At 67.3% G+C, this 12,542-nt stretch carries 10 protein-coding genes and 1 riboswitch; of the genes, 6 read left to right on the forward strand and 4 right to left on the reverse strand.

Annotated features, from left to right (window positions below; all coding sequences use genetic code 11):
- Positions 1 to 23: 23 nt before the first annotated feature.
- The gene (locus R1H25_RS19880; RefSeq protein ID WP_049447590.1) at positions 24 to 254 is read right to left on the reverse strand and encodes a glutaredoxin family protein; all 231 of its coding nucleotides are present in this window, start codon (positions 252 to 254) and stop codon (positions 24 to 26) included.
- Between the two features lie 100 nt (positions 255 to 354).
- On the opposite strand from R1H25_RS19880, the gene R1H25_RS19885 reads away from it, so the two are divergent.
- Both R1H25_RS19885 and R1H25_RS19890 read left to right on the forward strand, forming a co-directional pair.
- On the forward strand, positions 355 to 1,737 hold the full coding sequence (locus tag R1H25_RS19885) for an L-serine ammonia-lyase (protein ID WP_006464040.1): 1,383 nt from the start codon (positions 355 to 357) through the stop codon (positions 1,735 to 1,737).
- Positions 1,738 to 1,851: 114 nt separating this feature from the next.
- Positions 1,852 to 2,847 carry an alpha/beta hydrolase gene (locus R1H25_RS19890; protein WP_317224427.1) on the forward strand — a complete coding sequence of 332 codons (996 nt, stop codon included), beginning with the start codon at positions 1,852 to 1,854 and terminating at the stop codon, positions 2,845 to 2,847.
- A gap of 107 nt (positions 2,848 to 2,954) precedes the next feature.
- Here R1H25_RS19890 and R1H25_RS19895 read toward each other — a convergent pair whose 3' ends face one another.
- Genes R1H25_RS19895 through R1H25_RS19905 form a run of 3 tightly spaced genes read right to left on the reverse strand, consistent with a single transcriptional unit; the run spans position 2,955 to position 6,282 of the window.
- Positions 2,955 to 4,022 (reverse strand): homoserine dehydrogenase, encoded by a 1,068-nt coding sequence (locus tag R1H25_RS19895; protein WP_317224428.1) that lies wholly within the window; start codon positions 4,020 to 4,022, stop codon positions 2,955 to 2,957.
- On the reverse strand, positions 4,019 to 5,254 hold the full coding sequence (locus R1H25_RS19900; protein WP_317224429.1) for an O-succinylhomoserine (thiol)-lyase: 1,236 nt from the start codon (positions 5,252 to 5,254) through the stop codon (positions 4,019 to 4,021). Before R1H25_RS19900 ends, R1H25_RS19895 begins: the two co-directional genes overlap by 4 nt.
- Positions 5,251 to 6,282 (reverse strand): homoserine O-succinyltransferase, encoded by a 1,032-nt coding sequence (locus tag R1H25_RS19905; RefSeq protein WP_317224430.1) that lies wholly within the window; start codon positions 6,280 to 6,282, stop codon positions 5,251 to 5,253. Before R1H25_RS19905 ends, R1H25_RS19900 begins: the two co-directional genes overlap by 4 nt.
- A 76-nt stretch (positions 6,283 to 6,358) precedes the next feature.
- A riboswitch (SAM riboswitch) is annotated at positions 6,359 to 6,477 on the reverse strand.
- 149 nt (positions 6,478 to 6,626) lie between these two features.
- Here R1H25_RS19905 and R1H25_RS19910 point away from each other — a divergent pair.
- From R1H25_RS19910 to R1H25_RS19925, 4 genes are all read left to right on the forward strand, one after another.
- Positions 6,627 to 7,511 carry a M23 family metallopeptidase gene (locus R1H25_RS19910; RefSeq protein WP_317224431.1) on the forward strand — a complete coding sequence of 295 codons (885 nt, stop codon included), beginning with the start codon at positions 6,627 to 6,629 and terminating at the stop codon, positions 7,509 to 7,511.
- A gap of 66 nt (positions 7,512 to 7,577) precedes the next feature.
- Positions 7,578 to 9,182: a peptide chain release factor 3 gene (locus R1H25_RS19915; protein ID WP_014038155.1), complete on the forward strand. Its 1,605-nt coding sequence runs from the start codon at positions 7,578 to 7,580 to the stop codon at positions 9,180 to 9,182.
- A 213-nt stretch (positions 9,183 to 9,395) separates the two neighbouring features.
- Positions 9,396 to 10,034, forward strand: a complete 639-nt coding sequence (locus R1H25_RS19920) for a hemolysin III family protein (RefSeq protein WP_005410682.1) — start codon at positions 9,396 to 9,398, stop codon at positions 10,032 to 10,034.
- A gap of 83 nt (positions 10,035 to 10,117) precedes the next feature.
- Positions 10,118 to 12,091, forward strand: a complete 1,974-nt coding sequence (locus R1H25_RS19925; RefSeq protein WP_317224432.1) for an AsmA family protein — start codon at positions 10,118 to 10,120, stop codon at positions 12,089 to 12,091.
- Positions 12,092 to 12,542: the final 451 nt, after the last annotated feature.

The raw sequence follows: 12,542 nt of genomic DNA on the forward strand, positions 1-12,542 counted from the left end.
CCCCCCCCCCCCCCCCCCGCCCACTACCGATCGACGGCCAGCCAGGCCTGAACCGTGGCGGCGTCGAACGGCCAATCCAGCTCGCGGTCGCCGCGCTCGTCTCGCAGCACCGGCACCCGCGCGCCGTAGCGCGATTCCAGCGCCGGCTGGTCATCCAGGAACACCGATTCGAACTCCGGCGCCCTGGCCTTGGCCAGCTCGGCCAGGGCCATGTCGCACAGGTGGCAGTCGTCACGCTGGAACAGAGTCAACACCGGATGGATCCCCCTGGCGGAAATGCTGCGCCGCAGCCATGGAAGTGCGGCGTGAACCGCTAGAATAGCCGTCTCTTCCGGTACCCGCAGTACGGCAACCATGGCTGTCAGCACGTTCGACGTTTTCAAGATCGGCATTGGCCCGAGCTCCTCACACACCGTCGGGCCGATGAAGGCTGCCGAGCGATTCATTCACCGCTGGCTGCTCGATCCGGGCCGTCTGCACGAGGTCGCACGCATCCGTGCCGATGTCTACGGCTCGCTGGCGCTGACCGGCCGCGGCCATGGCACCGACAAGGCGATCCTGCTGGGTCTGGAAGGCCAGCGGCCGAACCTGATCGACCCGGACATCATTCCGGCCACGCTGGAGCGCATCCGCAGCAGCAAGCGCATCCAGCTGATGGGCCAGCACGAGATCGCCTTCGACGAGAAGCGCGACCTCGGCATGAACAAGCGCCAGAAGCTGCCGTACCACACCAACGGCATGCGCTTCACCGCGTACAACGCCGACGACGAAGTGATCGCCACCCGCGATTACTACTCCGTCGGCGGCGGCTTCGTGGTCAACCAGGACGACGCGGCCGATGACCGCATCGTGCCCGACGAAACCCCGCTGCCCTACCCGTTCAAGAGCGGCGACGAGCTGCTGGCGCAGACCGCGCGCAGCGGCCTGAGCATTGCCCAGCTGATGTTCGAGAACGAGAAGTGCTGGCGCAGCGAGGACGAGATCCGCGCGCAGCTGCGCGAGATCTGGAGTGCGATGCAGTCGTGCGTGACGCGCGGCATCCGCGAGGAAGGCGTGCTGCCGGGTGGCCTGAAGGTTGGCCGTCGTGCACCGGCGCTGTACCGCGAGCTGTCGTCGAAGCCGGAAGCGGCAATGCGCGACCCGCTGACTACGCTGGACTGGGTCAACCTGTACGCGCTGGCGGTGAACGAAGAGAACGCCGCCGGTGGCCGCGTGGTGACCGCGCCGACCAACGGTGCGGCCGGCGTGCTGCCGGCGGTGCTGCATTACTTCGACCGCTTCTGCCCTGGCGCCAACGAGCAGCGCGTATTCGATTTCCTGTTGACCTCGGCAGCGATCGGCATCCTGTACAAGGAAAACGCCTCGATCTCCGGCGCCGAAGTCGGCTGCCAGGGCGAAGTGGGCGTGGCCTGCTCGATGGCGGCGGGTGGCCTGGTCGCGGCGCTGGGTGGCAATCCCAGCCAGATCGAGAATGCCGCGGAAATCGGCATGGAACACAACCTCGGCCTGACCTGCGACCCCATCGGTGGCCTGGTCCAGATCCCCTGCATCGAACGCAATGCGATGGGCGCAGTGAAGGCGATCAACGCCTCGCGCATGGCGATGCGTGGCGACGGCAAGCACAAGGTGTCGCTGGACAAGGTGATCAAGACCATGCGCGATACCGGCCGCGACATGCAGGACAAGTACAAGGAAACCAGCCGCGGTGGGCTGGCGGTGAACGTCATCGAGTGTTGAGGTTGACCGGGCCCGGCGCGATGGCGTCGGGCCGCAGGTCGAATCTGCCCGGTCGGACGACACCATCACTGCGTTGCGGTTAGGCTCGGGGCTCCCCCTGCCCAGGACCGCTCCATGCGCGTAATCGCCGCCGCCCTGCTTGCCTGCCTGCCGCTGCCTGCCCTGGCCGCGCCCACTTACGGGCCGCGGCTGGAGGGATTCGACTACGGCTATCCGGTGAAGACCTTCGCGCTGGAATCACAGCGGCAGCCGCTGGAGATGGCCTACCTGGACATCGCGCCGAAGAAGGCGCCCATCGGCGTGGTGGTGCTGCTGCACGGCAAGAATTTCTGTGCCGCCACCTGGAAGGAATCGATCAAGCCGCTGGTTGCCGCCGGTTACCGGGTAATTGCCCCGGACCAGGTGGGTTTCTGCAAATCCAGCAAGCCCGAGCGCTACCAGTACAGCTTCGCGCAGCTGGCGGCCAACACCCATGCCCTGCTGCAACAGCTGCAACTGGGTGATGTACCGGTGCACCTGGTCGGTCATTCGATGGGCGGCATGCTGGCGGTGCGCTACGCGCTGATGTTCCCGCAGGACCTGCGCAGCCTGTCGCTGGTCAATCCGATCGGGCTGGAGGACTGGAAGGCGCTGGGTGTTCCCTGGCGCAGCGTGGACGCGTGGTACGCCGGCGAAATGAACATCAGCTATGACAGCATCCGCCGCTACCAGCTGGACGTGTACTACGACGGCCAATGGAAGCCGGCGTATGAACCGTGGGCGCGGATGCAGTCGGGCATGTACGAAGGCCCGGGCAAGCAGGCCGTGGCATGGAGCCAGGCGCTGGCCTCGGACATGGTGTTCAACCAGCCGGTGGTCTACGAACTGAAGAACCTGCAGGTGCCGACCACGCTGTTCATCGGCCAGAAGGACCGCACCGCGATCGGCCGTGATCTGGCGCCGCCTGCGGTCAAGGCGACGCTGGGCAACTATCCGGCGCTCGGCAAAGCGGCGGCGGCGGCCATTCCCGGCGCGATGCTGGTCGAATTCGCCGAACTGGGCCATTCGCCACAGGTGCAGGACCCCAAGCAGTTCAACAGCGCATTGTTGAAGGCGTTGAAGGCACATTGAGCCGCGCCCCCCCCCTGTAGAGCCGAGCCCATGCTCGGCTTATCCAGCAGGAGGGGATCTCGCCCGTAGGAGCCGAGCATGGGCTCGGCTCTACACAAGCGATGCGATCAACTTACGATGCGCAGCACGTCATCCAGCAGCGCAGCGGCGGTGACTTCCGCGCCCGCACCTGGCCCCTGGATCAACAAGGGTTGGCGGTGGTAGCGATCGCTGTGGATGGCCACGCGGTTGTCGGTGCCTGCCCCCTGCGCCAGCGGATGATCGGCCGGCAACTCGCGCAGGCCCACCTGCGCCCCCTCGCCGTCAACACGGCCAACGAAACGCAAGACACGGCCGTTGTCGCGTGCCTGCTGCCAACGCGCCTGCAGTGGCGCATCCAACTGCTCCAGTGCAGCCACTGCTTGCTCCAGCGGCAACGCTGCCAGCGCTTCAGGCACCAGTGAATCCACCTGCACCTGCGAGGCATCCAGCGCCAGCCCGCTGCTGCGCGCCAGGATCAGCAGCTTGCGGCGCACGTCCTCGCCGGACAGGTCCAGACGCGGGTCCGGTTCGGTATAACCGGCCGCCAGTGCCTCGCGCACCGCCGCCGAGAACGGCGACTGGCCGTCATAGCGATGGAACAGCCACGCCAGCGAACCGGACAGCACGCCCTCGATGGCATGGATGTGGTCGCCACCGGCCACCAGCGCACGCAGGCTGCTCAACAGCGGCAGGCCGGCACCGACGGTAGCGCTGTCGCCATAACGCGCGCCACTGTCGGCACAGCTTTCCGCAATGGCCTTCGCACGAGCCAGCTGCGCACCACGGCCCAGCTTGTTGGCGGTCACCACGTGCACGCCGCGCGCCAGCCACTGCACATGGCGCGCGGCGACGTCTTCGCTGGCAGTTGCGTCGACCACCACATCACCACGCTCCAGTCCTTCGGCGCTGGCCCACGGCGGCGAGCTGAGGCCGTCACGCGGTGCGCGCCGTGCCAGCTCCAGCGGCAACGCCAGATCGCGGTCGATCGCCAGCGCGGTGCGCGAATTGGCCAGCCACTGCACACTGGGCAGTTCCAGCCCACGCGCCTGCAACGCCTGGTAGCGCTGCACGAAGGCCGACCCTACCGTGCCGGTGCCAAGCAGCGCCAGTCGTCCCACGCCAAGCGCAGGAATTTCAGCGGCGAGCGCGCTCATGCGTCCACCACCTGTTTGCGGCGCGCGGCTGCATCGATCACGGCTTCGGCGCGCTGCAGCGCGGCACCGAGATCGGCCAGCAGGTCACGCTCGGCCTCGATGCCGACCGACAGGCGCAGCAGCCCTTCACTGATGCCGGCGGCCGCACGCGCTTCGGCGCTCATCGCCGCATGGGTCATGGTGGCCGGATGCGCGATCAGGCTTTCCACGCCGCCCAGCGATTCGGCAAGGGTGAAACAGCGCAGGCCATCGACGAAGGCACGCACTGCGGCATGCGGATCATCGCCTTCGCACGCGGCCAGTTCGAACGACAGCATCGCACCGAAACCACTCTGCTGGCGGGCGGCGATGGCGTGGCCGGGGTGATCGGCCAGGCCCGGGTAGTACACCGCGCCGACGGCCGGATGCTGGTCCAGCAGGGCAACGATCGACGTGGTGTTCTCCTGGTGCACGCGCAGGCGCGCATCCAGCGTGCGCAGGCCGCGCAGGGTCAGGAAGGCGTCGAACGGGGAACCGGTCAGGCCCAGCGCGTTGCCCCACCACACCAGCTGCTCGTGCAGTGCCGGATCGCGCGCGACCACCGCACCGCCCACCACATCGCTGTGGCCATTGATGTACTTGGTGGTGGAATGCAGCACAAGGTCCGCACCGAACGACAGCGGCTGCTGCAGGGCCGGCGACAGGAACGTGTTGTCGACCACCACGAGCGCACCGGCCTTGTGCGCGGCATCGATGACAAAGCGCAGGTCGGTGATGCGCAGCAGCGGGTTGGACGGCGTTTCCACCAGCACCAGCTTCGGCTGGGTGGCCAGCGCCTGCGCCAGCGCGCGCGGATCGGTCAGGTCGGCGGTGACCAGCTCGAAGTGGCCCTTCTTCGCCAGCGCATTGAACAGGCGCCAGCTGCCACCGTACGCATCGTGCGGCACGACCAGAGTATCGCCCGGTTGCAGCAGCGCGTTCAGCACCAGGTTGATCGCGCCCATGCCGGTCGCAGTGATGACGCCACCGGCGCCGCCCTCCAGCTCCGCCAGCGCTTCACCCAGCAGGTCACGCGTGGGGTTGCCGCTGCGCGTGTAGTCATACTGCCGCTTGTTGCCGAAGCCTTCGAAGCTGAAATTCGACGACAGCACGATCGGCGGCGTGACCGCCCCATGCGCGGTGTCACGATCGATGCCGGCGCGGACGGCGGCGGTGGTGCGACTACAGGACGGCTCGTTGGCGTGCAGGCTCATGCGGACTCTCCAGAAGTGCGGAAGGCGGTGGCGAGGATCGCGTCGATGCGATCGGTTTCTTTGAGGAAGGCGTCGTGGCCGTAGGGCGAGCGCAGTACGCGCAGGCTGCCGCGCGGGCCCAGCCCTTCGACCAGGCCGACCAGGTCGGCCAGCGGCACCAGGCGGTCGCCCTCCACGGCTACCACCACGGTGGGCGGCAGGATCGCGGCAGGGTCGACGCGATGCAGATCGATCGATTCGGACAGGCGCAGGTAGGCGGTCACCGGCGTGCGCGCGACATACTGCGCGCCGGCAGCGTCAAGATAGTCTTCGGCGGCGACGCGCACGCGGCCATTGATCACTTCCGGTGCGGCGTCGAAGCGCTCGCCAAACTCTTCCGGCGTGCGGTAGCTGAGCATGGCGAACTGCCGTGCCAGCGCCAGCCCGTGGTCTTCACCGCACTGCAGCTGGCCCAGCGCAACCGCGCGGCGCTGCAATGCGCGCCAGGCCGCGGCATACGGGTGTGGGCGGTGCGCACCACTGGCCAGCACCAGCTGGCGCACGCGGGCACGATGCCGGATCGCGAACTGCTGGCCGACCAGCGCGCCATACGAGTAGCCGACGAAGGCCTTCAGCGTGCGGATACCCAGATGATCCAGCAGCAGTGCCAACGCATCAGCCTGGTCGGCGGTATCGATCGGCACATCCAGAGCACCGTCAGCACCGATGAAATCGAAGGCCAGCACGCGCAGCTGCTGCGGATCCAGCGCGCGGCCGCTGCCCACCAGGTCTTCGGCCCAACCTTTCTCGCTGAACTGCGCGTTGGACGCCACATGGCGATGGGCAGAAATGCCGCCGGCCAGCACCACCACCGGCGCAGTGGCCGGGCCGACCCACTCATAGCGCAGGCGCACCGGGCTGGGGCCGGCGTGACGCATCGACAGCACCGCGGCGAACTCACCACGCTCGGCATGCACACGGTCTTCGACCGGCACGCTGACGGGGACAAAGGGTTCGGGGCGAATGGCGGTACTGGCGGCGAAGCTCATGGCGGGATCCGGTTGGGGAATCGGCCATCGAGCCTTCGCGGGCCCGCGTTCGAGATGCACGTGCGGTGCATGGTTCGAACCATCTTTCGGTGGACGCCACGGTCCCCGCAGGATTTGGCACCTACGCAGACGCTTTCGCATCCGCGGGCTGCCCCGGCTTCAAAGGGCCTGTCCCTCTGCCGGTCTCGATGGTGGGGCCACGATGCCAGCCCTTTCGCGCACTGTCAATCCCTTCATGCGGATAAAGCGATGAATATTTTCCGACTCCACTCTGCGAGCGCCGTCGCGCCCGTTCCGTTCAGGATCAAGTACAGTCCCGGCGGTCCCTTTCACTGGAACCGCCGATGCCGCGCCTGCCCCTGTCCTGCCTGCTGTTGGCTCTGCTGACGAGCGCGACTGCACACGCCGGCGACTGGCGCCAGGGCTGGGGACTGATTCCCCCCTCCGGCCCAGCCACCCGCGCAGGCAGTGTCGAGGGCGCCACCCCCATGGCCCAGCTGCGCCTGCAGCCGGTCGGCACGCAATGGCAGGCCCGGATCGACAATGGGCTGGCAGGACCGCTGCAGATCCAGCTGCGCGCTGCACCCGGACACCCGGTCGAAGGCCTCCCGGTCGAGTCGCTGATCCAGGGCGACAGCAGCCTGGTGGTCGGCCACCTGCCCGCCCCGCTCGATGGCCGCGCGCTGGACCTGCGCCTGCACTCGGTGCCGGGCAATCCAGCCGCACAGGCCGAGGATGTCGCCTACCGCCTGCCGTTCGATGCGGCCCGTCCGCGCGTGGACCAGGCGCCGCAGGGGCGGTTCAGCCACGATGACGAGGAGAACCGCGACGCGGTCGACTTCGCGCTGCCGGAGGGCACGCTGGTACTGGCCGCGCGCGAGGGCACGGTGATGCAGATCCAGGATGGCTTCCGTGGCAACGGCCAGGACCGCGAACGCGATGCTGGTCGCGCCAACTTCATCCGCGTGCTGCACAGCGACGGCAGCATGGCGCTGTACGGCCACCTGCAGGCCGGCGGCATGCGCGTGCGTCGCGGCCAGGCGGTGGGCGCCGGGCAGCCGATCGGCCTGTCCGGCAACAGTGGCTACAGCAGCGCGCCGCACCTGCACTTCGTGGTGCAGGTCAACCGCGGCATGGGCCTGCGCTCGGTGCCGGCACGCATCTTCACCGAGCAGGGCCAGCTGCAGTTCGCCCGCCAGGGCGAGGCCGAGGGCGGCATCGGGCGCTGACCGGCCCCGGCCGGTATAATCGGGCGCTTATCTCTTTGAAAAGCGCCCCGGGCGGGCGCCACTGCCATGTCCGAAGTCGCCAACGAAGCGTCGCGTCGCCGCACCTTCGCCATCATTTCCCACCCTGACGCCGGCAAGACCACGCTGACCGAAAAGCTGCTGCTGTTCGGAGGCGCGATCCAGATGGCCGGTTCGGTGAAGGGCCGCAAGGCTGCCCGCCACGCTACCTCCGACTGGATGGCGCTGGAAAAGGAGCGCGGCATCTCCGTCACCTCCTCGGTGATGCAGTTCCCGTACGAAGGCAAGATCGTCAACCTGCTCGACACCCCCGGCCACGCCGACTTCGGCGAGGACACCTACCGCGTGCTGACCGCGGTGGACTCGGCGCTGATGGTGATCGACGTGGCCAAGGGCGTGGAAGAGCGCACCATCAAGCTGATGGAAGTGTGCCGCCTGCGCGACACGCCCATCATGACCTTCATCAACAAGCTCGACCGCGAAGGCAAGGACCCGATCGAGCTGCTGGATGAAGTGGAAACCGTGCTGGGCATCCAGTGCGCGCCGGTCACCTGGCCGATCGGCATGGGCCAGCGCCTGAAGGGCGTCGTCCACCTGCTGACCGGCGAAGTGCACCTGTACGAGCCGGGCCGCAACTTCACCCGCCAGGACTCGACCATCTTCCCGTCCATCGATGCCCCCGGCCTGGCCGAGAAGATCGGTGCACAGATGCTGGCCGACCTGCGCGACGAACTGGAACTGGTGCAGGGCGCCAGCCATCCGTTCGACCTGGACGCCTACCGCGCCGGCAAGCAGACCCCGGTGTTCTTCGGCTCGGGCGTGAACAACTTCGGTGTGCAACCGCTGCTGGATTTCTTCGTCGAGCATGCGCCGTCCCCGCAGGCACGCTCCACCACCGGCCGCGAGATCGCCCCGGAAGAGAACAAGCTGACCGGCTTCGTGTTCAAGATCCAGGCCAACATGGACCCGCAACACCGTGACCGCGTGGCGTTCATGCGCGTCTGCTCGGGCCGTTTCAGCGCCGGCATGAAGACCTTCCACGTACGCACCGGCAAGGAAATGAAGCTGGCCAACGCGCTGACCTTCATGGCCAGCGACCGCGAGATTGCCGCCGAAGCCTGGCCGGGCGATGTGATCGGCATCCACAACCACGGCACCATTTCCATCGGCGATACCTTCACCGAAGGCGAAGCGGTCACCTTCACCGGCATCCCCAACTTCGCCCCGGAACTGTTCCGCCGCGCACGCCTGCGTGATCCGCTCAAGCTCAAGCAGCTGCAGAAGGGCCTGGCCCAGCTGTCCGAGGAAGGCGCGACCCAGTTCTTCCGCCCGCTCACCAGCAACGACCTGATCCTGGGTGCGGTGGGTGTGCTGCAGTTCGACGTCGCCGCCTACCGACTGAAGGACGAGTACGGCGTGGAAGCCACCTTCGAGCCGGTCAGCGTGACCACCGCGCGTTGGGTCCACTGCAGCAACGAGAAGAAGCTTGAAGAGTTCCGCGAGAAGAACGCGCTGAACCTGGCACTGGATGCGGCCGGACACCTGGTCTACCTGGCACCGACCCGGGTCAACCTGCAGCTGGCGCAGGAACGCTCGCCGGACGTGCGCTTCTCGGCCACCCGCGAAGCGGCGCATACGGTTTCGGTGGGCTGATGCCAGCGGGTCGGATCCCTTCCCGCAAGGAAAGGGCTCTGACCCAGCCGTCGCGGGCGGTTCATCCACGCATCGCGTGGATCTACCGATCATGGGTTCATCGGCGCAGTGCAGGGATTCACCCACCATACGGTGACGGGCGTGCACATGTCGCCCATCGCGGCGATGATAGGGGGACGCGGGTCCCCCTCCCCGTGACCGATGCCCACGCCCATGTCCACGACGTCCATTGCTTCGATCCGTGAAGAAATCGCCAGCGCCCTGACCCATGGTCTGGGCGCGGTATTCGCCCTGGCCGCCAGCGCGGTGTTGATCACCCTGGCTGCGATCTACGGCGACGGCTGGCAGCTGGCCAGCGCGATCGTCTTCGGTATCGCGCTGTTGCTGCTGTACACCGCCTCCACCCTGTACCACGCCATCCAGCATCCGGTCGCCAAGGGCCGGTTGAAGGTGTTCGACCACTGCGCGATCTATGTGCTGATCGCGGGCACCTATACCCCGTTCACCCTGATCGGCCTGCGCGGCCCGTGGGGCTGGGGCCTGTTCACCGCGATCTGGGCGCTGGCGCTGGGCGGCGTGGTGTTCAAGCTGTTCTACACCGGCCGCTTCAAGGTGCTCTCCACGGTGATCTACATCGCCATGGGCTGGCTGGTGGTGGTGGCGATCAAGCCGATGTGGGCCTCCATCGACGGCGGCACCCTCACCTGGCTGTTCGCCGGCGGCCTGTCGTACACGCTGGGCACCTACTTCTACCACCGTGAATCGATCCCGTACTCGCACGCGATCTGGCACCTGTTCGTGATCGGTGGCAGTGTCTGCCACTTCGTCGCGGTCACCATGCAGGTGCTGTAAACGGCCGCGCGCGGGCCGCGTGTGCACACCATGCACATGGACGCTTCGCGCCCTGTCCACGAAGAAGAGGCAACCATGGCAGCGTGAATGCTGCCGCCTCCCCTGCCGCAAAGCGCACGCCCCCCTGGCGCCTCCGCCGCCCCGGCCCACGAGGCCGGCGCTGGCTTACGATCCTGATCTTCCTGCTGGCAGCGATCCTGCTGCTGATCGCGTTGTGGGACTGGAACTGGTTCAAGGGACCGGTGGAGCGCGCGGTGCAGGCCCGCACCGGCCGTGTGCTGCACATCGGGAACCTTGATGTCGACCTCGGCCGCACCAGTACCATCCGCGCCGATGCGATCACCTTCGCCAATGCAAGCTGGGCAAAGCAGCCTGACATGGCCAGCGCCGACCGCGTCGAGATCGACGTGCGGGTCTGGCCCCTGCTGCGCGGCAGCGTGCAGCTGCCCGAAGTGCGCCTGACCCGGCCGGACGTGCTGCTGGAAACCGCTCCGCGCAAGGGCGACCCGGGCAACTGGGATTTCCTCGGTGGCAGCACCGGCGGGACCAGTCCGCAGCTCAAACGGCTGCGCATCGACGATGGGCGCCTGCAGTTCCTCGATGCGCTCGGCCGCACTGATATCCGCGTGGACATGCGCAGCGGCCAGCCGAAACAGGCCGACGCTGCGCCACCGCTTCTGGTACAGGGCAAGGGACACTGGCAGGGCAATCCATTCACCCTGCGTGGCGGCACCGAATCACCGCTTGAGCTGACCGACAGCGACCACCCGTTCCGCATCCATCTTGATGGCCGGGCAGGCGCCACCCACGCGGTCGCCAGTGGGACGCTGACCAATCCCTTCCAGCTGCGCGTGTTCGATCTGCAGTTCGCGCTCAGCGGCCAGGACCTGGCCGACCTCTACCCGCTGCTCGGCATTGCCATTCCGCCGTCGCCCCCTTATGCGTTGAACGGCCGGCTCAAGCGTGACCACAACATCTGGCGCTACGACGCCTTCACCGGCAAGGTCGGCGACAGTGATCTCGGCGGCAACCTGCAGTTCGAAGTGGGCGGCACGCGCCCGAAGCTGACGGCCACGCTGGAATCCAAACGCCTGGATTTCGATGACCTCGCCGGCTTCGTCGGTGCCCCACCAAAGACCGGCGGCGGCGAAACCGCCAACGCAGAACAGAAGGCCGAGGCCGCACGGGTGGCTGCCCGTGCACGCGTGCTGCCCGACACGCCCTACAACCTCGGAAAACTGCGCGCGATGGATGCCGACGTGCGCTGGAAGGCCCATCGCATCAACGCGCCGTCATTGCCGCTGGACGACATGGACGCGCACCTGTTGCTGGATGACGGCGTGCTGCGGCTGGACCCGCTGAACTTCGGCGTCGCCGGTGGCGACATCCGCAGCACCATTCGCATGGACGCGCGTCGTCCGCAGATCAGCACCGCGCTGAAGGCCAGCGTGCGCGGCGTGCAGCTGGGCCAGTTGTTCCCGGACGCGAAACTGGCTGAACAGGCCAAAGGCGGCATCGGCGGCGAAGTGGACCTGAGCGGCCGCGGCAACTCGATCGCCGCCATGCTCGGCAGCAGCAATGGCAAGGTCGGCCTGGCGATGGGCCGTGGCCATGTCGGCAACCTGGTGATGGAACTGGCCGGCCTGGACATCACCGAGTCGCTGAAATTCCTGGTGACCGGCGACAAGCAGATTCCCCTGCGCTGCGCCTTCGCCGACTTCGGCGTGCGCGACGGCCAGATGACCAGCCAGGCATTGGCGGTGGACACCACCGACACGATTCTCATCGGCGAAGGCACGGTCAGCCTGCGCGACGAGACCCTGGACCTGCTGCTGAAACCGCGCCCCAAGGACAAGAGCATCCTGGTACTGCGCTCACCGTTGCACATCGCTGGCACCTTCAAGGATCCGTCATTCCGCCCGGACTTCAAGGCGTTGGGTATTCGTGGCGCCGTGGCATTGGCACTGGGCAGCATCGCGCCGCCGGCGGCATTGCTGGCGACCATCGAACTGGGGCCGGGCAAGGATGCCGACTGCGGGGGGCAGTATGCGAAGTAGGATTACAGGTTGTTCGCGGCGCCTGCATTGATGGTGGCTTGAGGAGGACGGGTGACGCAGGCAGGACACGCCGCAAGTACATCCCTGTAGGCTCGATGGCGCCTTGCTCGTGTGCGCTGTCCTGCGCACACGGCAAGACCAGGGTTGGGCGTCCTGCCCCAACCCGCCCGAGGCATGCCTCGGGCCCATGGCGCCAACGGTCCTGCCTGCGTCACCCGTCCCCCTCCCGACAGTTTCCTGCGCGCGCGGAACGAGAGCGAAATTCAGAATCAAAAGAAAAAAGCAAGGTCAAAAGCTGCGCCAACCAAGGTTGGCAGCTACCCAAAGCACATCGCCTGCAACAAAGCTCACCGCGCTCGCAGCAATGTATCCAGAGGCTGAGGGCATGGGCGTGCAGGACCGTTGGCGCCATGGGCCCGAGGCATGCCTCGGGCGGGTTGGGCAGGACGCC

Source organism: Stenotrophomonas veracruzanensis (genome assembly GCF_032911525.1).
GTDB lineage: Bacteria > Pseudomonadota > Gammaproteobacteria > Xanthomonadales > Xanthomonadaceae > Stenotrophomonas > Stenotrophomonas africana.